Below are 22,657 nucleotides of genomic sequence, written 5' to 3' on the forward strand. Positions count from 1 at the left end.
GGAGAACGATTGTGAAAGACTTATTAAATTTAGTTAAGCAGCAGAGTCAGTCCGAAGAGTTTGATGCAATCCGTATTGGATTGGCGTCACCGGATCAAATCCGCTCATGGTCTTATGGCGAAGTTAAAAAGCCTGAGACCATTAACTATCGTACCTTTAAACCGGAACGTGACGGTTTATTCTGTGCCAAAATCTTTGGCCCAGTAAAAGACTACGAATGTTTATGTGGTAAGTATAAGCGTTTAAAGCACCGCGGTATTATCTGTGAGAAATGTGGTGTTGAAGTAACGCTAACCAAAGTGCGTCGTGAGCGTATGGGTCACATCGACCTAGCGTGTCCTGTTGCACACATTTGGTTCCTGAAATCACTGCCAAGCCGTATCGGTATGTTGATGGATATGACGCTGCGCGATATCGAGCGAGTGTTGTATTTTGAAGCGTTCGTCGTGACTGACCCAGGTATGACAACTCTTGAGACTGGCCAGCTATTAAGCGAAGAAGGCTATCTTGACGCGTTGGAAGAATTTGGTGATGACTTCGAAGCTAAAATGGGTGCGGAGGCAGTTAGCGAACTTCTTGATCATATTGATTTAAAAGAAGAAGCACACAGAATTCGTGAAGAAGAAATTCCATCAACGAACTCTGAGACTAAGCTTAAAAAATTAAGCAAGCGCCTAAAATTACTAGAAGCATTCCTTGAGTCGGGTAACGATCCTCAATGGATGATTATGAAGGTGTTGCCAGTTCTTCCGCCAGATTTGCGTCCGTTAGTACCGCTTGATGGTGGTCGTTTCGCAACCTCTGATTTGAACGATTTATACCGCCGTGTGATTAACCGTAACAACCGTTTGAAGCGTCTATTAGACCTTAACGCTCCTGATATCATCGTGCGCAACGAAAAGCGTATGTTGCAGGAGTCTGTTGATGCGTTATTGGATAACGGTCGTCGTGGTCGTGCCATTACAGGCTCTAACAAGCGTCCATTGAAATCTTTGGCAGACATGATCAAAGGTAAGCAAGGTCGTTTCCGTCAGAACCTTCTTGGTAAGCGTGTTGACTACTCTGGTCGTTCGGTGATCGTAGTTGGTCCAACACTGAAATTACACCAGTGTGGTCTTCCGAAGAAGATGGCGTTGGAGCTATTCAAGCCATTTATCTATAGCAAGCTTGAACTTCGTGGTCTAGCGACAACGATTAAAGCAGCTAAGAAAATGGTTGAGCGTGAAGAGCCTATCGTTTGGGACATCTTGGAAGAAGTGATTCGTGAGCATCCGGTACTTCTTAACCGTGCACCAACACTTCACCGTTTAGGTATTCAGGCGTTCGAGCCTGTATTGATTGAAGGTAAAGCGATTCAGCTTCACCCGTTAGTTTGTACGGCATACAACGCTGACTTCGATGGCGACCAAATGGCGGTCCACGTTCCATTGACTATCGAAGCTCAGTTAGAGTCTCGTGCGTTAATGATGTCGACTAATAACATCCTTTCACCAGCAAACGGTGAGCCAATTATCGTTCCTACGCAGGACGTGGTACTTGGCTTGTATTACTTGACGCGTGATCGTATTAACGCGAAAGGTGAAGGCATGGTGTTTGTTGATGCGGATGAAGTTCAGCGTGCTTACGCGAACGGTGCCGTTGATCTACACGCCAAAGTGAAAGTACGTCTACCAATGGTTCACTTCGATGAAGAAGGTAATCGTACAGAGTCATTAGATTTGGTTGAAACAACAGTGGGGCGCTCACTGCTTTGGGGCATTGTTCCTGAAGGTATTAGCTTCGAGCTAGTGAACCAAGCAATGACTAAGAAAGCTATCTCGCGCATGGTTAACACGTGTTACCGTGAGCGTGGCCTAAAAGCGACTGTTATTTTTGCTGACCAATTAATGTATACCGGCTTCTCGTATGCGACTCGCTCAGGTACTTCGGTAGGTATCGAAGACATGGCGATTCCAGACGTTAAAGCAGGCATCATTGAGTCAGCGGAAGCTGAAGTTGCAGAGATTCAAGACCAGTTTAACTCTGGTTTAGTAACTCAGGGTGAGCGTTATAACAAAGTTGTTGATATCTGGTCGCATACCAACGAAAAAGTTGCGAAAGCGATGATGGACCATATTGGTTCCGACGATATTGAGAACAGCGAGGGTGAAGTTGTTACGCAACCATCGTTTAACTCGATCTTTATGATGGCGGACTCGGGCGCTCGTGGTAGTGCTGCACAGATTCGTCAGCTAGCGGGTATGCGTGGTCTGATGGCGAAACCGGACGGCTCGATCATTGAGATGCCAATTACGGCAAACTTCCGTGAAGGCCTAGACGTATCTCAGTACTTTATTTCGACGCACGGTGCGCGTAAAGGTTTGGCCGATACCGCATTGAAAACAGCTAACTCGGGTTATCTAACTCGTCGTTTGGTTGACGTTGCACAAGATATGGTTATCACAACCGAAGACTGTGGTACTGAAAATGGTCTATACATGACACCGCTAATTGAAGGTGGTGACGTTGTAGAGCCTCTACGTGAGCGAGTGCTTGGTCGTGTTGTTGCTGAGCATGTTTATGTTCCTGGTAGTGACGACATTCTTGCTGAAGCAGGCACGTTACTTGATGAAAAATGGGTAGATATTCTTGAGCAGAATTCTGTCGATGAAGTAAAAGTTCGCTCGGTAATTACTTGTCAAACTCGTAACGGTGTTTGTGCTGCGTGTTATGGTCGTGACTTGGCTCGTGGTCATATCATTAACCATGGCGAGTCGGTGGGTGTTATCGCTGCTCAGTCGATTGGTGAGCCGGGTACACAGCTTACGATGCGTACCTTCCACATTGGTGGTGCGGCATCTCGTGCATCTGCAGACAACAACGTACAGATCAAAAACGACGGTACACTTCGTCTGAAAAATGCGAAAACGGTTGACCGTAAAGATGGCAAGCAAGTTATCGTATCGCGCTCATCAGAGTTGAATGTTGTTGATGAGTTTGGTCGTGAGCGTGAGCGTTATAAGCTTCCTTACGGTGCTGTATTAGCGAAGAAAGAAGGTGAAGAAGCGAAAGGTGGCGACATTGTTGCTAACTGGGATCCGCACACTCACCCAATTATTACTGAGCTAGACGGTAAGATTCAGTTTGTTGACATGGTTGAAGGTGTCAACATCGAGCGTCAAACGGACGAGCTAACAGGTTTGAGCTCAATCGTTATTACTGAGAACAAGCAACGTTCAGGTAGCAAATCTTCTGACGTTAAACCAGCGATTAAGTTGTTAGACGCAAAAGGTAAAGAGTTGTGTATCCCGGGTACGGATATGCCGGCGGTTTACTTCTTGCCAGCTAACGCCATCGTCAGTTTGGAAGATGGTTCGGATGTAAGTATTGGTGATGCGATTGCTCGTATTCCTCAAGAAAGTTCGAAGACAAAAGATATTACGGGTGGTCTTCCTCGCGTAGCTGACCTGTTTGAAGCTCGTAAACCGAAAGAGCCAGCAATCCTTGCTGAAATCTCAGGTACTGTGAGCTTTGGTAAAGAAACAAAAGGTAAGCGTCGACTCGTGATTACTCCTCATGACAGCGATGATACCTATGAAGAATTGATTCCTAAGTGGCGTCAGCTGAACATCTTTGAAGGTGAGAAAGTTGAGAAGGGTGAGGTTGTATCTGACGGTGCAGATAATCCACACGATATTCTACGCTTAAAAGGGATCACGGAACTTGCGCGTTACATCGTAAATGAAGTTCAAGAAGTTTATCGTCTACAAGGTGTGGGTATTAACGATAAGCATATTGAAGTTGTCATTCGCCAAATGTTGCGTAAGTGTATCGTTACAAATCCAGGTGACTCTCGCTTCCTAAAAGGTGATCAAATGGAAGTTATCAGAGTACTTGAAGCAAACGACAAGTTGTTAGAAGAAGGTAAAGATCCAATTGAATTTGAACGAGTTCTAATGGGTATTACCAAAGCTTCATTGGCAACAGAATCGTTTATCTCGGCGGCATCATTCCAGGAAACGACTCGTGTACTTACCGAAGCGGCTGTTAGCGGTAAGATGGATGACTTGAATGGTCTGAAAGAAAACGTCATCGTGGGACGTCTGATTCCAGCAGGTACGGGGCTGACTTACCATGAAGAACGTCGTCGCAAACGTGCTGCGGAACTACAAATTGAAGATGTTGTAGGTCCATCAGCAGATGACGTTGAGCAAGCTCTTTCTGAAGAACTTAGCTCAATGGAAGATAGCGAGGCTTAAAGTACTCGAGTCTGCTCATGCTTAAAGATTGAGCAGGCTTGACAACCAATTAGGACCTCTTTAGAATAGCGCGCCCAAAGGTACTATGTCCTTAAAAAGGCGCGCTGTGTAAAGCGTGAACCAGATATAGAGAATGAATTAATGGCTACTATTAATCAGCTTGTAAGAAAACCTCGCGTTAAGCAGGTTAAAAAGACAAACGTTCCTGCATTGGAAGCTTGTCCACAAAAACGTGGTGTTTGTACGCGTGTTTATACCACTACGCCTAAGAAACCGAACTCAGCTTTGCGTAAAGTTGCTCGTGTTCGTTTGACTAACGGTTATGAAGTATCTTCATACATTGGTGGTGAAGGTCACAACCTTCAAGAGCACAGTGTTGTATTAATCCGTGGCGGTCGTGTAAAAGATTTGCCAGGTGTACGTTACCACTGTGTACGCGGTACTTTAGACTTAGCTGGCGTTAAAGATCGTAAGCAAGGTCGTTCAAAATACGGCGCTAAACGTCCTAAGGGATAAAATCCCTATTGCGGCGTTAATTGAGTTTTTGTTACTGCAATTCATTGGCTACTCGCCAATTTCACAGCACAAAAACTCAAGTGCCTTGCACTAGAAATTTTTAATCTAGTCAGGGCGAGGCCTTAATAAAATTTAAATATTAAGGCTCTACAATTAGAGAATAGTCTAGTAGCTGATCGTCCGATCGGCTATTTCACTATGTGAGTAAGGCCAGATAAGTGTCGTAACAGCTTATTCTGGATTGTCCTGAAGTTACACATGCATGAGGATAATTTAACATGCCAAGAAGACGTATAATCGCAAAACGCGAGATCCTTCCTGATCCTAAATTCGGAAGTGAATTGTTGGCGAAGTTCATCAACGTATTAATGCTTGACGGTAAAAAGTCTGTTGCAGAAAAAATCGTTTATGGCGCGCTAGACATCATTTCTGAGAAGAAGTCAGGTGAAGAACCATTAGAAATGTTTGAGAAAGGCCTAGAACACATCCGCCCAATGGTGGAAGTTAAGTCTCGCCGTGTTGGTGGTTCAACATACCAAGTGCCAGTAGAAGTTCGTCCTGCTCGTCAGACTGCACTAGCCATGCGCTGGTTGACTGACGCTGCTCGTAAGCGTAGTGAAAAATCTATGCGTGAGCGTCTAGCTGGTGAAATTCTTGATGCTATCGAAAGCCGTGGTTCAGCTGTTAAGAAACGTGAAGACGTTCACCGTATGGCTGAAGCTAACAAAGCTTTCTCGCATTTCCGTTGGTAATCCAAGGAGTTTATTGTGGCACGTAAAACCCCAATTAAACGATACCGCAACATTGGTATCTGTGCGCACGTTGATGCCGGTAAAACGACAACAACTGAGCGTATTCTTTTCTACACTGGTCTTTCACATAAGATTGGTGAAGTACATGATGGCGCCGCGACGATGGATTGGATGGAGCAGGAGCAGGAGCGTGGTATTACCATTACTTCGGCTGCGACTACAACATTCTGGCGTGGTATGGATGCTCAATTCGAAGAGCACCGTATCAACATCATCGACACCCCTGGACACGTTGACTTTACGATTGAAGTAGAGCGTTCACTACGTGTACTTGATGGTGCGGTAGTTGTCTTGTGTGGTTCATCAGGTGTACAACCACAAACTGAAACAGTATGGCGTCAAGCGAACAAATACGAAGTTCCTCGTATGGTTTTCGTTAATAAGATGGACCGTGCTGGTGCTGACTTTGAGATGGTTGTTTCGCAACTTCGTGAGCGTTTGGGCGCGACTGCCGTTCCAATGCAAATGACGATTGGTGCTGAAGACGAGTTCAAAGGTGTTGTTGACTTAGTTAAGAACAAAGCAATCATCTGGAACGAAGAAGACAACGGCTTAACTTTTACTTATGAAGACATTCCTGCAGATATCGCTGATAAGTGTGCGGAAATGCGTGAGTATATGGTTGAAGCGGCCGCTGAAGCTTCTGAAGAGATGATGGAAAAGTATCTTGAAGGTGGTGAGCTTACAGAAGAAGAAATCAAGAAAGGTATTCGTCAGCGTACGCTAGCTAACGAAATCATTCCTGTCTTCGGTGGCTCTGCATTTAAGAACAAAGGTGTTCAAGCCGTTCTTGATGCAACAATCGAGTACATGCCTTCTCCAGTAGAAGTTAAAGCGATTCAAGGTACTGTTGACCTTGATGGCGAAGAAATTGAAACGCGTGAAGCTGACGATAACGCACCATTTTCGGCGTTGGCGTTCAAAATCGCGACTGACCCATTCGTGGGTACGTTAACCTTCTTCCGTGTTTACTCGGGTGTTATTAACTCTGGTGACCACGTTTATAACTCTGTAAAAGACAAGAAAGAGCGTATCGGTCGTATCGTACAGATGCACTCAAACAGCCGTGAAGAGATTAAAGAAGTTCGCGCAGGCGATATCGCTGCTGGTGTTGGTCTTAAAGACGTAACAACCGGTGATACTTTATGTGCCCTAGATAGCAAAATTATCCTAGAGCGTATGGAGTTCCCAGAGCCAGTAATCGCGGTTGCGGTTGAGCCAAAAACTAAAGCTGACCAAGAGAAAATGGGTATTGCGTTAGGTAAGTTGGCGCAGGAAGATCCATCATTCCGTGTACAAACTGACGAAGAGTCAGGCCAAACCATTATTTCTGGTATGGGCGAGCTACACTTGGATATTCTTGTTGATCGTATGAAGCGTGAGTTCAAAGTTGAAGCGAACATTGGTGCGCCTCAGGTAGCTTATCGTGAATCTATCCGTAACACGGTTGAAGTCGAAGGTAAATTCGTACGTCAATCAGGTGGTCGCGGTCAGTATGGTCACGTTTGGGTTAAACTTGAGCCTCAAGAAGCAGGCTCTGGCTTTGAATTCGTAAACGAAATCGTTGGTGGTGTGGTACCGAAAGAATATATCGGTGCTGTACAAAAAGGTATCGAAGAGCAGCTTGAAAACGGTATTATTGCTGGTTACCCAGTATTAGACGTTAAAGCAACGCTTTATGATGGTTCTTACCACGATGTTGACTCGAATGAAATGGCGTTTAAAATCGCAGGTAGCTTAGCGGTTAAGAATGCAGCTTCTTCGGCGAATCCAGCATTGCTTGAGCCAATGATGAAAGTTGAAGTTGTAACTCCTGAAGAGTACATGGGGGACGTTATGGGTGACCTTAATCGTCGTCGTGGACTTGTTAAAGGTATGGGTGAAAACTCAACGGGTAAGGTGATTGACGCTGAAGTACCACTTTCTGAGATGTTTGGTTACGCGACAGACGTACGTAGTTTGTCACAAGGTCGCGCAAGCTTTACGATGGAATTCGCACATTATGCTGAAGCTCCAACGAACATCGCTGAAGAAGTGATTAGTAAGAATTCTTAATTTTAAATTTATAGTTCCAGAGAATTAGAGGAATTGAAAAATGGCTAAAGAAAAATTTGAACGTAATAAGCCGCACGTAAACGTTGGTACTATTGGTCACGTTGACCACGGTAAAACGACTTTAACGGCGGCGATTTGTACAGTACTAGCAGACGTATACGGCGGTGCGGCACAAGCATTTGCTGATATTGATAACGCTCCAGAAGAGCGTGAGCGTGGTATTACCATCGCGACATCACACGTTGAGTACGAAACACCAGCACGTCACTACGCCCACGTAGACTGCCCAGGCCACGCTGACTATGTTAAAAACATGATCACAGGTGCTGCACAGATGGACGGCGCGATTTTGGTATGTTCAGCAGCAGACGGCCCGATGCCACAAACACGTGAGCACATCTTGTTATCACGTCAGGTAGGTGTCCCGAAGATTGTTGTGTTCTTGAACAAATGCGACATGGTTGATGACGAAGAGTTACTAGAGTTGGTTGAAATGGAAGTTCGTGAACTTCTAGATCAGTACGAATTCCCAGGTGACGACACGCCAATCATCCGTGGTTCAGCGTTGAAAGCACTAGAAGGCGACCAAGGTGCTTTGGGTAAAGAAGCGATTGTTGCTTTAGGTGAAGCTCTAGATACTTACATTCCAGAGCCAGAGCGTGCGATTGACAAGCCATTCTTGTTACCGATTGAAGACGTATTCTCGATTTCAGGTCGTGGTACGGTAGTGACAGGCCGTGTTGAAAGCGGTGTTGTTAAAGTTGGTGAAGAGATTGAAATCGTTGGTATCAAAGATACGACGAAGACAACGGTTACGGGCGTAGAGATGTTCCGTAAGTTGCTTGACCAAGGTGAAGCAGGTGACAACGTTGGTGTTCTACTACGTGGTACGAAGCGTGACGAAGTTGAGCGTGGTCAAGTATTGGCACACACAGGTACTATCACTCCTCACACACGTTTTGAAGCAGAAGTGTACGTATTGTCGAAAGATGAAGGTGGTCGTCACACGCCATTCTTCAAAGGCTATCGTCCACAGTTCTACTTCCGTACAACAGACGTAACGGGTGCTTGTGAATTACCAGAAGGCGTAGAGATGGTTATGCCTGGTGATAACATCAAGATGGACGTTACTTTGATTGCGCCGATTGCGATGGACGAAGGTTTACGCTTCGCGATTCGTGAAGGTGGCCGTACAGTAGGTGCGGGCGTTGTTTCTAAAATCCACGAGTAATTTTGGATTTAGTTACATCACAAGCTGAAAAGCTATTAAAAAGGGTCGCAGATGCGGCCCTTTTTTTTGTTAAGATTCTTTTACTTATGCAACCCCGGTATGGTTACTCATTTCCTATCAAGCCACTTATGATATTGCATTTTGTAACAAAATGTTTCGTTTGAGCTTCCCCTTTTAGAGTTACCGGAAACAGTCATTAATGCAGATTAGACTTTTTGTGTATCTTTGATGCACCAAATCAAAAAGCTAAATCATGGGCTTTAAAAATAAATATCAATTCAAAAATGCATCAGTGATGTTGGAATTATTGTTGAATCATAATAAAAAGAAATTACTTTTGGTCATCATTACTGTTGATGTATACGTGGATTGACGATGGATTAGGTCTTTACTTACTCAAAGTCCTAGTGGTATTTTTTTAGTAGAAAAAAAGATTTATATTACAAAGGATTGAATCAATAGCTACTACTGGAGAGCGAGGTTATTGGAAGTCGCCTAGAGATAAATGCTCTGAAAGGTGCTATTGGACATCTATTACCGGTGAAGAGTCTAAGTGTTGGCAAAGAATATAATGGCGAACTCTTTACAAAGCGGAGTAACTCGGATGACCACTACCATCTATTCTCAAGTGTTTCTATAAAACCTCACCTACTGAAGTTCGGAAATTGAGCATTGCGCACTAATGGTGGCGCTGAAGGAGGATGGAATGAATGGTTCAATGAAAACCCTGATAACGCATTTGTGCGTAATGATAGCTATTATGTTCATGTCATTGCCAGTACTGGCTGCTGATATGGATGCTGATGGTGTTGATAATACTGTCGATAATTGTCCTGCAACCTATAACCCTAACCAAGAAGATACAAATTCTGACGGTGATGGTGACGCCTGTGACAGTGATGATGATGGTGACGGTGTCACGGATGGGAGTGATAATTGTAAGTTAATATCCAATCCGGGGCAGGAAGATAGTGATAGCGATGGTATCGGAAACGCGTGTGACCCCGACATTGTTACTTGTGCCGCTGGCCAACGATACCAGCCCATTCTTCTACCTGACGCTGCGGTGACAAGCGGAGATACTGACTTAACGTGTTTACTGTGTAGTGTCACCGGAGAGTCTAATGTTATTGATGTCGATTTGACAAATACCGCTAGGATTTCTATTCCAGTGGGTTTAACCGGTAGTGCTTTTCTACAAGTTGAGGATACCGCTCAAACTTACACCGGTGATAACACGGTAGGTTTTATTGTAGAAAATCCAGGTTCACTTCTTGATTTGACCTTGCTCGATTCTATCAGCGTAACAACATTATTGAATGATACTCCGCAAGAAAGTTTTAGCGGTGGAAGTTTGCTAGCTCTGCGTTTACTCGCTGGTGGAAATGAAGCATTAGTGTCTTTTGATGCCACATTAGACTTCAACCAAGTTAGGATTACGGTTGGTGCCTTGGCGAGCGTATTAAATCAAATTGATGTGTACTCTGCTTGTGTTGCAACAACAATAACCGATGATGATGGAGACGGCATTGATGATGCTGTCGATAATTGTCCATTAACTCCAAACCCTGGGCAGGGAGATGTTGATGGCGATGGGGTTGGTGATGCTTGTGATCAAGATAATGATGATGATGGGATCAATGATGATATTGATAATTGTCCAGTCATAAACAACCCGCTACAAGAAGATACGGATGGGGATGGTATTGGTGACGCATGTGACTCAGATAATGATAACGATGGGATTGATAACAGTCTTGATAACTGCCCACTCATTAGTAATGCCGATCAAGTAGACACTGATGGCGATGGTGCTGGTGATGTCTGTGATACCGATGATGACGATGACGGTGTAAGTGATGATGTTGATAATTGTCCGTTAATGAGTAATCCAAGCCAAGAAGATACCGATGGGGATGGTATTGGTGATGTTTGTGATGAGAATACTGATAGTGATGGAGACGGTATTAACGATGGCGCAGATAACTGTCCGTCAATAGCTAACCCCGGACAGGAAGACTTGGATAGTGATGGCTTTGGTGACGTCTGTGATAGTGATGATGATGGTGATGGTGTTGATGATGGCGTTGATAATTGCCCTTTAATAGCCAATGACGATCAGCTTGATACCGATGGGAATGGTATTGGTGATGCCTGTGATAACGATGATGATGGTGATGGTGTCGACGATACCGCGGATAACTGCCCATTAAACAGCAACTCTAACCAGCAAGATAGCGATGGTGACGGTATTGGGGATGCCTGTGATTCAGATAATGACAATGATGGCATTGACAATAATGTTGATAACTGTCCGCTAATCAGTAATCCAGGGCAAGAAGACTTAGATGCTGACGGCGATGGTGATATTTGTGATTCAGATGATGATGGTGATGGTGTTGACGATGGTGCAGATAACTGTCCATTGACCAGTAACTCAGATCAAAATGATCTTGACGCTGATGGTGCTGGAGATGCGTGTGATGCTGATGATGACGGCGACGGTACGAATGACAGTTCTGATAACTGCCCTTTAATCAGTAACCCAAGCCAAGAAGATTTGGACGGCGATGGACTGGGTGATGTTTGCGACTCTGATGATGATGGTGATGGTGTAGACGATGGTACCGACAACTGTCCTGTTACTAGCAACCCGGGGCAGAGCGATTCAGACAGCGATGGGATTGGCGATGCCTGCGACACTAACACTGACTCTGACGGTGATGGAATAGAAGACGGTATTGATAACTGCCCGGCGACCTTTAATCCAGATCAAGAAGATTTGGATGGTGATAATGTGGGTGATGTCTGTGATAGTGACGATGATGGTGACGGAGTCGATGACGGAGTCGATAATTGTCCTGCAACTAATAACCCAGACCAACTTGATACCGATGGGGATGGAAGTGGTAATGATTGTGATGCGGACGATGACAACGACAGCGTGGATGATGGTGTTGATAATTGTCCGTTAAGCAGTAATCCGGGGCAGGAGGATTCTGATGGTGATGGCTTGGGAGATGCTTGTGACGTTAACAATGATGCTGATAATGATGGCATCGACGATGAGCAAGACAATTGTCCCGCAACTCCAAATCCAGGTCAGGAAGATCTTGATGGCGATGGAAGTGGTGATGTTTGCGATGCCGATGATGATAATGATGGTATTGATGATGGTGCCGATAATTGTCCGATAGACGGTAATGCTCTGCAAACGGATACTGATGGTGATAATGAGGGCGACGTTTGTGATAGTGATGATGATGAAGATACTATTAGTGATGAGTTAGATAACTGTCCTTTGACTGTAAACCCTAATCAAGAAGATTCCGACGGTGATGGAGTCGGTGATGCTTGTGATAGCAATACTGATAGCGATGGAGATGGGGTTGATGACGGTGTCGATAACTGTCCTGCAACTTCAAATTCAAACCAAAGTGATATTGATGAAGACGGAGTTGGAGACGCCTGCGATAGCGACAGCGATAATGACGGCACCGAGGACTCTGTGGATAACTGTCCCGCTATTAGTAATTCAGAGCAGGTAGATACCGATAGCGATGGTGAGGGTGACGTCTGTGATAACGACGATGATAACGATAATATTGATGACTCAACTGATAACTGCCCTCTAATGAGCAACCCCGGGCAAGAAGACTTAGATGGCGATGGGACCGGTGATGCTTGTGATGATAGCTCCGAACCAGGAAATGGTAATGGGAGTGATGGTGACGGCGATGGTATTAATGATGAAGAAGATAATTGTCCAGCTATAAGTAATCCTAACCAAAGAGACTCAGACGACGATGGCATAGGTGATGTCTGTGATGATAATAATGGTGAGTTAAGTACGGCAGTCTCAGGAGGTGGCAGTTTGACCTACTTACTGATAACTTTATTGGCACTGACTTTACTTTACAGGAAGGCCACTTTGATGAAGAGGGCGGGGACTCGATCGTTAGGACTAATAGTCGTGGCGGTACTAGTTCCATTTTTCCCTGCACAAGCTGTAAATAAAGAGCAGACTGGCTGGAATTGGAATGCGGGGATAGGCTATGGCTTTAGTCATATTGACCCAGAGGGGAGTTCTTTTGGCTGGAGTACATCGGATGATGAAGACTCTGGTTATAAAGTGACTTTGGGGGCTGACCTAAACGAGAGCTTAGCATGGAGCTTAAGTTATAATGACTTGGGGACTGCTGAATTGAGCAACCAAGATAGCAGCATCTCTCAGAAAACGGGTATTGATTATAAAGCCTATGGCCTGATGTTCGACTATAGGGCTCTAACCTTTAGGGATGATCGTGTCAGCTTGTATGGTAAATTTGGTGTATCCACGATTAAGAATGATGTGAGCAACAGGGTTATAGTCGATGGCTCTGATATAACCCCTCGCTACAATGATGAAACGACAGTTCAGTTAGCTCTAGGCCTAGGGCTGAAGTGGGATCTAAGCGATTCTTTATTTTTTAAAACTGAGTTTGAGCGATTTGATAGAGATGCTTACTTTGTAACGATACAGTTTGGTGGGTACTTTTAAGATCTGAATGATGGATGGTAGTCAAACCCACCTTACTATAGGTGGGTTTTTTTATAGATAAAGAATGAGAAACAGGTCAGGATCTTATGTGACTGTGTCGAAAGATTTTACATGTTAACGGCTTTATTATGACAATCTGCGACACTTGGAGAGAGTCATACTAATAATGAAGCAAAAACACTACCTGCCATTTATAGTTGGTTTAAGTTTGCTTGTAGCTGCCTGTAGTGGCGGTTCCGACAGTGAAGAAACCGCGCCGCCACCGCCATCCTCTGGAGAAAATCCGCCAGCCTATTTAGAGCCACCTACTTCAGGTAAGGCGTCACGCTTCTTGCAGCAAGCGACTTTTGGCGCCACCACGAACTCTATCAATCGAGTAGTGGATATGGGTTATGAGGACTGGATAGATTGGCAGATGTCGCTCGGAATTTCTCGTCATATCGCGTATTACAACCGATTTAATTATGACCCAGACAACACCTGGAGTTTGTACATGGATGCCTGGTGGCATCGAACTTTGAAGGCCGAAGACCAGTTACGCCAAAGAGTGGCTTTTGCACTTAGCGAGATTTGGGTCATCAGTCAGTACGGCGTCAGCTCAAGTGGAGAGCACGGTAATAAGTCACTTTCTAACTATTATGACATTCTCCTCGAACACAGCTTTGGAAATTACCGTGACTTGATGCAGGACGTTACGCTCAGTCCGGTGATGGGCGAGTACCTGAGTATGCTTCGCAATCGTAAGCCGGATCTTGAGCGAAATATACGTCCTGATGAAAACTATGCTAGAGAGTTAATGCAGTTGTTCAGCGTGGGCTTGGTCGAGCTGAATTTGGATGGCACTCCCAAGCTAGATGCTAATGGCAATACGATTCCGACCTATGATCAAGATGATATTGAGGGCTTGGCTCATGTCTTTACAGGCTGGACCTGGCAAAATGCCGAAACATTTTGGTGGTGGGGTGACAATCGCGATCTCATTAGCTCAATGAAGGCTTTTCCAGAATTTCATGCCGAAGGTGAAAAGCAGATTATCAATGGTGGCATCATTCCAGCGGGACAAACTCCTGAACAAGATCTCAGCCAAGCGCTGGATCATATTTTTAACCATCCTAACGTCGCGCCTTTTGTGGCCAAGCAACTCATAAAAAAATTGGTCACAAGCAACCCATCGCCGGATTATGTTGAGCGCGTAGCGACTGCTTTCAACAATAATGGGAGTGGTGTTCGTGGCGATATGAAGACCGTGATTAAAGCGATCTTATTGGATGATGAAGCGGTCACGGGAGAAGTGAGTCATGGCAAACCGTTCGGTAAATTGAAAGAACCAATCTTGAAGTTAACCGCTTTTTGGCGAGCCTTTAATGCCAATACTGGTACGGGCACTTTCGAGTTTCGATGGGTCGATAATGATTTTGCGCAAGGTCCGTTAAAGTCACCAAGCGTTTTTAACTTCTTTTCACCGAACTATCAGCCTGCCGGGGCATTAAAAGACGCAGACATCAATGCGCCTGAGTTTGAAATCCATACGGAAGGAACTATGGCTAAGATGACAAACCATCTGCACTGGCGCTCGGTGACAATGAATAATTTCGAGAGAACCTCGCCTGATGCCAAAGATATCATCGTTAATTACAACAGGGAGCGTGATTTAGCGGCATCGAGTGATGAAGCGTTAATTGATCATCTCGACACCTTACTTTTGGCGGGCACCATGACTGAGCATATGCGAACAGTCTTGAGTGATTACTTAGCTTCGATTAATGCTGATGACCCTGAGCGGAAAGCCATCGAAGCCATTGCTCTAGTCATTACTTCCCCAGAATTCGCTGTTCAACGATAGGAGCCTGGACATGAAAAGACGTGATTTTATCAAACTCGGCTCTGCGGCAATTGCAACCTCAGGCTTAATGAACATTAGCCAGTCTGCGCATGCGTTGAATATCCCGACAGGTGACTACAAGGCATTGGTCTGTATTTTCTTACTCGGCGGGAATGATGGTTTTAACATGGTAGTGCCGACCAGTGATTTCGACTATAACGAGTACGCAGCCTCACGCCAGAATATGGCGATAGCAAGAGGTGACTTATTGTCTGCATCACCTCTGTCTTATGGCGGTAGCAGCTTTGGTTTCCACCCTCAGTTAGCCGAACTTCATGGGTTGTTTAATAACGGTAAACTAGCGGTGATGGCCAACGTGGGTAATCTGGTTGAGCCGCTCACTCGTCAGCAATTTCTTGATCACAGCAAGGCGTTGCCCGATCAACTGTTTTCACACAATGATCAGCAAGACCAATGGCGCTACGTTGACCCACAAGTACAAAAGTCAGGATTGGGGGGGCGCGTGATGGACTTAGCGGTGGCTAACAATCAAGACCCTTTATTGACGGGGATTGCGATTGATGGGCGTACCAACTGGCTGAGCAGTCAGCTTAACTTGGATCTATCGATTGGCAGAAATGGCTTTGACCAATACGGTTATGTAGCGCCTGATAAGAATTGGACTCAAGATCGTCGTGCAGCTTTTAAAGCGTTGTTGAACACCGATTACAGCAATCCGTTTGCCGATGAGTTTAAAGGCTTGCAGTCTCGCACTATGGACCTGGTTGAGCGAGTCGGCGCCCAGATCGATAATGTTCCTGAGTTTACGACGGTTAAGCCTGAAAGTAGTCTGGCTACGAAGCTGGAAATGGTGGCGAAGATCATCGCCATTAGAGAATCTCTCGGTATGGAGCGACAGGTGTTTTACGTTGGCATGGGCGGTTTTGATACCCATGACGGACACATCAATCGTCAACAGGAATTGTTCACTGAGCTCAGTGAAAGCATGAATTACTTTTATGACGTTACGACAGAGCTTGGCGTACAGAATAACGTGACTAGCTTCACCAGTTCTGAGTTTGGTCGTACTCTGACCAGTAATGGTGACGGAACTGACCATGCTTGGGGTAACCATCAGCTTGTGATGGGAGGCGCGGTACGCGGTGGTGATATTTATGGCCAAGTGCCGAGCCTTGAAATTGATGGGCCTGATGATGCTAACAATGACGGGCGGATCATTCCAACCACCTCGGTCGAGCAGTTTATGGTCAGCCCCTTGCGTTGGTTTGGCTTAACCGACACAGAGCTAGCCAGCGTTATGCCAAATCTCTCGGCGTTTAATGCCAATGCGGTAGATTTTATGCTTTAGCTAGTCTCTCAAAACCTGTGTTAGTCTTTAGCCCCTTTGATAGGGGCTTTTTTCTAGGAGCTTTTGTCGGGGTGTAACATTCGCACCTGTTTTAGACTCTAATGATTGTGGGGTTACAGTTTCACATCCCTTCTTTTTAATTCTCACCGTATTCTCGGAGGTGCTACAGTATGAATTGGCGTGATGTTATCTCGCTGGTGAATGATGGCAACCCAGAGCCTCCTCGTGTGGTTGGTAAAACCGCAGCCGAGTGGCAAAAACTGCTGTCCGCAGAAGAGTATCGAGTAATGCGCCAAAAAGGCACAGAGCGTGCTTTTAGTGGTGAGCATTGCAATGTTTTTGAACCGGGTGTTTATGGTTGCGCCAGCTGCGGCGAACCTTTATTTGATTCATCCCATAAGTTTGAGTCGGGTACAGGTTGGCCGAGTTTTGGAGAACCTGTGAAGCCTGGTGTGGTACGCTATAATCAAGACCGAAGTTATGGCATGACACGAGTAGAAGTCAGCTGCAATGTTTGCGGTGGACATCTTGGGCATGTTTTTCCGGATGGACCAGCGCCAAGCGGGCTGAGGTTTTGTGTTAACTCAGTGTCATTACAGAAACTGGAGGACCATTCAGATGAGTCTTAAAGCGACTTTTGGTGGGGGCTGCTTTTGGTGTGTCGAGGCAGTGATGCAAGAATTAAAGGGCGTTGAATCCGTCGTATCTGGTTACACGGCTGGAAAAACGGAGTACCCAACGTATCGTGAGGTGTGTTCAGGCGCCAGTGGACATGCCGAGGTGGTGCAGGTGACCTTTGATGACGAGGTGATCAGTTACCGTGATTTGGTGGAAGTTTTTTTGACGTCTCATGATCCCACACAGGTTGATGGGCAAGGAGCCGATATCGGCACTCAGTATCGCTCGATGATCATGTATCACAGCGAAGCACAGCGAGAAACTGCTGAAGCGGTGATGAATGAGATGGCGCCTTTGTTTGATGACCCTTTAGCGACCGAGTTGGTGGCGGAAGACACCTTTTATCCTGCAGAGGGACATCATCAGGATTATTACGCCAACAACAAGATGCAGCCGTATTGCATGGCAGTGATTAATCCGAAGTTAAGTAAATTGCGTCAAAAGCACGCCGATAAATTAAAAGCGTCATAAATAGGTCACCGCCAAGGTATTGTGGCATGGCCTGTAACACTAGATAAGGAGTATCCATGAAAGCCATTTGGAACAACGTTGTTATTGCTGAGTCGAGTGATACTGTGATTGTCGAGAATAATCACTACTTCCCGCCCGAAGCGTTAAAGTCCGAGTACTTTTCGCCAGCGGATCATAAGAGTCAGTGTTCGTGGAAGGGCGAAGCGCATTATTATGATATAACGGTAGCTGGGCAGACGAATCATGAAGCTGCCTGGTACTATCCTGAGCCGTTAAAAAAAGCGGAACCAATAAAAGGTTATGTGGCTTTTTGGCGAGGGGTAGAGGTAGAGGACTAAAAGCAATCGAAAACTGAGGAGGCGTTAGTGACCTATCAAGCAATTCACCATCCGATGGAAAAGGTGTTTACCGTGGTGTTGGATCAAGGCTATGAAGCCAAAGTGACCTATACCCAAAAAGGCATGGTCTTACACCTTGATTATTCGGAAGTGCCTGAAGCCTTACGCGGTAAAGGTTATGGCGGTATTATGATGGAAGCGGTGTTACACGCGATTGAACAAGAAGGCTTTAAAGTGGTGCCAGAGTGTTCATACATCAAGCATTATATGGAAACCCATAAAGACTGGGCGCACTTAAAAGCAAGTTAAGCAGAACTCTTAAGGTAGCGTGCATATTGTTGACGCAGCTTGGCAAGCTTTGGGTTGATGTAAGTTTTGCAGAAAGGTTTATCGGCATGCTTTAGATAGTATTGCTGGTACTTTTCTTGATTGAGCTTAAACGACCGAAAAGGGAGCACCTGAGTGACATAGTGGGCGTTATTATCTTTGGACAGCTGGACTAAGCACCGTTTGGCTTCAAAAGCTTGGTGATCGCTAAAAGTATAAATGGCGCTACGGTATTTCTTTCGAAAGCGGTGCATGGAGCTACTGCTGTGAGTCAGTAAGTGGATGTGGATCAAGTCTTTAAGTGGAATACGTGTTGGATCAAAACGAACCAGCACCGCTTCTGAGTAACTGGAGTTCGTACCCTCGGCTGCAATCCAACCCTGTTGAACCTTATCAACACCTTCTAAAACGTCAAAAACCGCTTCGGTGCACCAATGGCAACCACCGCCAAAACCGATTTGAGTCAATTCAGTATCCATTCAAATGCCTGTTCTAAGGGGTTAGGGTTAAGTAATGCATAGTACAATAGAGTCTAGGCTTCGAAAAATATTACACTGGGTGACAATTCGATGCAGCAAGCTGTGACCATAGCGGGCACCCAATAACACCTTAAATTAATTGGGATTGTGGCTTGCAATACCTTTTCCGATCCCCTATAATTCGCGTCCCTTTGTAGGCGTAACGGCCACTATTAGGGTTGTTCTTGCGAAGCAATTTCAGACTTTTATGTAAAGTAAGTGATTGATTTTGCTAACAACAGGCTCGATTTGAGTCTGAAACAAGTTTGGTAACCGCACCCCTCACGAGTAGTAGGGTGGAGCGGTTTTTTATGTTCTTTTAATTAATATAGTGGAGTTCTTTGCAATGGCAAAGCAACGTATTCGAATCAGATTGAAAGCGTTTGATCACAAGTTGATTGATATTTCGACTTCAGAGATCGTAAACACCGCTAAGCGTACTGGTGCACAGGTTAAAGGTCCGATTCCTTTACCAACGCGTAAAGAGCGCTTCACCATCTTGACTTCACCACATGTGAATAAAGATGCGCGTGATCAGTATGAAATTCGTACGCACAAGCGTTTAGTGGACATCATCGAGCCAACAGAAAAAACAGTTGATGCTTTGATGAAGTTGGATTTGGCAGCTGGTGTTGATGTTCAAATTAGTCTTACTTAAGACTAGTGACATCAGTAGCAAGGTTATAACCATTTCGGTTGAGGTTTAAAACATGGCTATCGGAATAGTAGGTATAAAACGAGGAATGACTCGTGTCTTCACTGAAGACGGCGTGTCTATCCCGGTTACCGTAGTAGAAGCCGACCCAAATCGCATCACTCAGCTTAAAACAGCTGATGTTGACGGTTATGAAGCGGTTCAAGTGACTACAGGAAGCCGTAAGGCAAACCGTATCAGTAAAGCAGAAGCTGGACATTTTAAGAAAGCTAAAGTTGAAGCTGGTCGTGGTTTGTGGGAGTTCCGTGTGGACTCTTTAGAAGGTTTTGAAATTGGCGGTGAAGTCAAAGTTGAAGTTTTCGAAGAAGGTCAAAAAGTCGACGTAACAGGTACCTCTAAAGGTAAAGGTTACGCTGGCGTAATTAAGCGTTGGAACTTCCGTGGTCAAGATACTACGCACGGTAACTCATTAGCGCACCGTGCTCCTGGTTCTATTGGTCAAAACCAAACTCCAGGTCGCGTATTTAAAGGCAAGAAAATGTCTGGCCACATGGGTGCTGAGCGTGTAACTGTACAAACTCTAGAAGTTGTACGTGTTGACGTTGAGCGCAATTTGTTATTAATCAAAGGTGCCGTCCCAGGCGCTACTGGCGGTGATGTGATTGTACATCCTGCTGAGAAAGCCTAGGCCAAGAGGAGTTGACTATGGAACTTAGTTTGACATCTGGCGGCGCAATAAAGGTTTCTGAAGTAGCTTTTGGCCGTGAATTTAACGAGTCATTAGTTCACCAAGTAGTAGTTGCTTATATGGCAGCTGCTCGTGCCGGAACTCGAGCACAGAAGAACCGTAGCGCTGTAAGCGGTGGTGGTAAAAAGCCATGGCGTCAAAAAGGTACAGGTCGTGCCCGTGCAGGTACTATCCGTAGCCCATTATGGCGCAAAGGTGGTGTAACTTTCGCTGCGCAACCACAAGACTACACTCAAAAAGTTAACCGTAAGATGTACCGCGGTGCGATCCAAAGCATTCTTAGTGAATTGGTTCGTCAAGAGCGTTTGATTGTAGTGGAAGAATTTGCTGTTTCAGCTCCAAAAACTAAAGAGTTGGTGAGCAAGTTGAAAGAACTGGATGCTAAAGAAGCGTTGATCGTGACTGAAGAAGTTAACGAAAACCTATTCTTAGCGTCTCGTAACTTACACAAAGTTGACGTTCGTGACGTTCAAGCTATCGACCCTGTCAGCCTAATCGGTTTTGACAAGGTTGTGATGACTGTCGCGGCTGTTAAGAAAGTAGAGGAGATGTTGGGATGAACCAAGAGAGACTCTTAAAAGTTCTTCTAGCGCCTCACGTTTCTGAAAAAGCGACGATTTTGGCTGAAAACGATAACCAATTCGTTTTCAAAGTAGCTAAAGACGCTAACAAGCGTGAAATCAAAAAAGCTGTAGAAACTTTGTTTGAAGTTGAAGTCGATTCAGTTCGTACTTTGAACATGAAAGGTAAACGTAAGCGTTTTGGTCTACAAGAAGGCCGTCGTCCAAACTGGAAAAAAGCTTACGTCTCATTGAAGCCAGGTCAAGACCTTGACTTCGTTGGCGGCGAGTAACAAGGAGATTAGTAATGGCAATTGTAAAAGCTAAACCAACTTCTCCAGGACGCCGCTTTGTTGTTAAAGTGGTGAATTCTGACCTGCATAAGGGTAAACCTCATGCAGCTTTATTAGAGAAGAAATCAAGAAATGGTGGTCGTAATAACAACGGTCGCATTACGACTCGTCACGTTGGTGGCGGTCATAAGCAACATTACCGTGTTATTGACTTCAAACGTAATAAAGACGACATCGCTGGTAAAGTTGAGCGCCTTGAGTACGATCCAAACCGTAGTGCACACATTGCACTTATCTGCTATGCAGACGGTGAGCGTCGTTACATCATCGCTCCACGTAACTTAAATGCTGGTGATTCTATCGTTTCAGGCGAGCGCGCTCCGATTCGTGTCGGTAATGCCTTGCCAATGCGTAACATCCCTGTGGGTACGACGGTTCATAACATCGAACTTAAGCCTGGCAAGGGTGCGCAAATAGCTCGTAGTGCGGGTGCTTATGCTCAGATCGTTGCACGTGAAGGCAACTATGTGACCTTGCGTTTACGTTCAGGCGAAACACGTAAAGTGTTGTCTGAAGGTCGCGCGACTATCGGTCAAGTAGGTAACTCAGAGCACATGCTACGTAGCTTGGGTAAAGCTGGTGCCACACGCTGGCGCGGTGTTCGCCCAACGGTTCGTGGTGTCGCTATGAACCCAGTTGACCACCCACATGGTGGTGGTGAAGGACGTACCTCTGGTGGTCGTCATCCTGTGTCTCCATGGGGTACGCCTACTAAAGGTAAGAAAACTCGTAGCAACAAGCGCACAGACAAGCTAATTGTCCGTCGCCGTAATAAACGATAGAGGATAGCACAGTGGCACGTTCGTTAAAGAAAGGCCCATTCATTGACCTTCACTTATTGAAGAAGGTTGAAGAAGCTGCGGCCTCTGGTTCTAAGAAACCAATTAAAACATGGTCTCGTCGCTCAACCGTATTCCCTGAAATGGTTGGATTGACGATTGCCGTTCACAATGGTCGTCAACACGTCCCAGTCTTCATCTCTGAAGACATGGTTGGCCACAAGTTAGGTGAGTTTGTATTAACTCGTACCTATCATGGTCATGATGTTGATAAGAAAGCCAAGAAGCGATAAGGCGAGGAGTGGAAGATGGAAGTAGCAGCTAAATTGCGTAACGCCGCCATCTCGGCACAAAAAATGCGTCTTGTTGCCGATCAGATTCGTGGCTTACCAGTAGAAAAAGCGTTGAACACTCTTGAATTCAGCCCAAAGAAAGCGGCTCGTCTAATCAAGAAGGTTCTTGAGTCTGCGATTGCAAATGCTGAGCATAATGAAGGCGCTGATATCGACGAGTTGAAAGTTTCAACTATCTTCGTTGATGAAGCGGCGACTGCAAAGCGTATGCGTCCGCGCGCGAAAGGTCGTGGCGACCGCATTTTAAAGCGTAATAGTCACGTCACCGTTAAAGTATCGGATAACTAGGAGAAG

General features: G+C 45.4%; 20 protein-coding genes. 19 read left to right on the forward strand and 1 reads right to left on the reverse strand.

Going from position 1 to position 22,657, the window contains the following annotated elements:
• The first annotated feature begins 11 nt into the window (after positions 1-11).
• From rpoC to ABD943_RS08180, 12 genes are all read left to right on the forward strand, one after another.
• Positions 12-4,238 (forward strand): DNA-directed RNA polymerase subunit beta', encoded by a 4,227-nt coding sequence (gene rpoC, locus ABD943_RS08125; RefSeq protein ID WP_345292710.1) that lies wholly within the window; start codon positions 12-14, stop codon positions 4,236-4,238.
• 141 nt (positions 4,239-4,379) lie between these two features.
• Positions 4,380-4,754, forward strand: a complete 375-nt coding sequence (rpsL, locus tag ABD943_RS08130; protein WP_046561892.1) for a 30S ribosomal protein S12 — start codon at positions 4,380-4,382, stop codon at positions 4,752-4,754.
• Between the two features lie 278 nt (positions 4,755-5,032).
• The gene (gene rpsG, locus ABD943_RS08135) at positions 5,033-5,506 is read left to right on the forward strand and encodes a 30S ribosomal protein S7 (RefSeq protein WP_046561891.1); all 474 of its coding nucleotides are present in this window, start codon (positions 5,033-5,035) and stop codon (positions 5,504-5,506) included.
• A gap of 15 nt (positions 5,507-5,521) precedes the next feature.
• Positions 5,522-7,621 carry an elongation factor G gene (gene fusA / locus ABD943_RS08140; protein WP_345292711.1) on the forward strand — a complete coding sequence of 700 codons (2,100 nt, stop codon included), beginning with the start codon at positions 5,522-5,524 and terminating at the stop codon, positions 7,619-7,621.
• A gap of 40 nt (positions 7,622-7,661) precedes the next feature.
• Positions 7,662-8,852, forward strand: a complete 1,191-nt coding sequence (gene tuf / locus ABD943_RS08145; RefSeq protein WP_345292705.1) for an elongation factor Tu — start codon at positions 7,662-7,664, stop codon at positions 8,850-8,852.
• Between the two features lie 706 nt (positions 8,853-9,558).
• On the forward strand, positions 9,559-13,392 hold the full coding sequence (locus ABD943_RS08150; protein WP_345292712.1) for a thrombospondin type 3 repeat-containing protein: 3,834 nt from the start codon (positions 9,559-9,561) through the stop codon (positions 13,390-13,392).
• Between the two features lie 166 nt (positions 13,393-13,558).
• Entirely contained in the window at positions 13,559-15,235 is a 1,677-nt protein-coding gene (locus ABD943_RS08155; protein WP_345292713.1) for a DUF1800 domain-containing protein, read from the forward strand.
• A 10-nt stretch (positions 15,236-15,245) separates the two neighbouring features.
• The gene (locus ABD943_RS08160; protein WP_345292714.1) at positions 15,246-16,583 is read left to right on the forward strand and encodes a DUF1501 domain-containing protein; all 1,338 of its coding nucleotides are present in this window, start codon (positions 15,246-15,248) and stop codon (positions 16,581-16,583) included.
• A gap of 170 nt (positions 16,584-16,753) precedes the next feature.
• Positions 16,754-17,212: a peptide-methionine (R)-S-oxide reductase MsrB gene (msrB, locus tag ABD943_RS08165; RefSeq protein ID WP_345292715.1), complete on the forward strand. Its 459-nt coding sequence runs from the start codon at positions 16,754-16,756 to the stop codon at positions 17,210-17,212.
• A complete protein-coding gene (msrA, locus tag ABD943_RS08170) occupies positions 17,202-17,732 on the forward strand; it encodes a peptide-methionine (S)-S-oxide reductase MsrA (RefSeq protein WP_345292716.1) in 531 nt (176 codons plus the stop codon). Before msrB ends, msrA begins: the two co-directional genes overlap by 11 nt.
• Before the next feature lie 56 nt (positions 17,733-17,788).
• Positions 17,789-18,070, forward strand: a complete 282-nt coding sequence (locus tag ABD943_RS08175; protein WP_345292717.1) for a DUF427 domain-containing protein — start codon at positions 17,789-17,791, stop codon at positions 18,068-18,070.
• A gap of 27 nt (positions 18,071-18,097) precedes the next feature.
• Positions 18,098-18,379, forward strand: a complete 282-nt coding sequence (locus ABD943_RS08180) for a GNAT family N-acetyltransferase (protein WP_425559469.1) — start codon at positions 18,098-18,100, stop codon at positions 18,377-18,379.
• Here ABD943_RS08180 and ABD943_RS08185 read toward each other — a convergent pair.
• A complete protein-coding gene (locus tag ABD943_RS08185; RefSeq protein ID WP_345292718.1) occupies positions 18,376-18,876 on the reverse strand; it encodes a peptide-methionine (S)-S-oxide reductase in 501 nt (166 codons plus the stop codon). The genes ABD943_RS08180 and ABD943_RS08185 overlap by 4 nt on opposite strands.
• 385 nt (positions 18,877-19,261) lie before the next feature.
• Here ABD943_RS08185 and rpsJ point away from each other — a divergent pair, with 385 nt between their 5' ends.
• The 7 genes from rpsJ to rplV are packed head-to-tail and all read left to right on the forward strand — an operon-like array spanning position 19,262 to position 22,651.
• Positions 19,262-19,573 (forward strand): 30S ribosomal protein S10, encoded by a 312-nt coding sequence (rpsJ, locus tag ABD943_RS08190; RefSeq protein WP_046561884.1) that lies wholly within the window; start codon positions 19,262-19,264, stop codon positions 19,571-19,573.
• Between the two features lie 52 nt (positions 19,574-19,625).
• Positions 19,626-20,258 carry a 50S ribosomal protein L3 gene (gene rplC / locus ABD943_RS08195; RefSeq protein ID WP_345292719.1) on the forward strand — a complete coding sequence of 211 codons (633 nt, stop codon included), beginning with the start codon at positions 19,626-19,628 and terminating at the stop codon, positions 20,256-20,258.
• 17 nt (positions 20,259-20,275) lie between these two features.
• On the forward strand, positions 20,276-20,878 hold the full coding sequence (rplD, locus tag ABD943_RS08200) for a 50S ribosomal protein L4 (RefSeq protein ID WP_345292720.1): 603 nt from the start codon (positions 20,276-20,278) through the stop codon (positions 20,876-20,878).
• Entirely contained in the window at positions 20,875-21,171 is a 297-nt protein-coding gene (rplW, locus tag ABD943_RS08205) for a 50S ribosomal protein L23 (RefSeq protein WP_046561881.1), read from the forward strand. The genes rplD and rplW overlap by 4 nt, the downstream gene beginning before the upstream one ends.
• Before the next feature lie 14 nt (positions 21,172-21,185).
• Positions 21,186-22,013 carry a 50S ribosomal protein L2 gene (rplB, locus tag ABD943_RS08210; RefSeq protein ID WP_345292721.1) on the forward strand — a complete coding sequence of 276 codons (828 nt, stop codon included), beginning with the start codon at positions 21,186-21,188 and terminating at the stop codon, positions 22,011-22,013.
• A gap of 11 nt (positions 22,014-22,024) precedes the next feature.
• The gene (gene rpsS, locus ABD943_RS08215) at positions 22,025-22,303 is read left to right on the forward strand and encodes a 30S ribosomal protein S19 (RefSeq protein ID WP_345292722.1); all 279 of its coding nucleotides are present in this window, start codon (positions 22,025-22,027) and stop codon (positions 22,301-22,303) included.
• Positions 22,304-22,318: 15 nt separating this feature from the next.
• The gene (rplV, locus tag ABD943_RS08220) at positions 22,319-22,651 is read left to right on the forward strand and encodes a 50S ribosomal protein L22 (protein ID WP_046561878.1); all 333 of its coding nucleotides are present in this window, start codon (positions 22,319-22,321) and stop codon (positions 22,649-22,651) included.
• Positions 22,652-22,657 lie beyond the last annotated feature (6 nt).

Source organism: Kangiella marina (assembly GCF_039541235.1).
GTDB classification, from domain to species: Bacteria; Pseudomonadota; Gammaproteobacteria; order Enterobacterales; family Kangiellaceae; genus Kangiella; species Kangiella marina.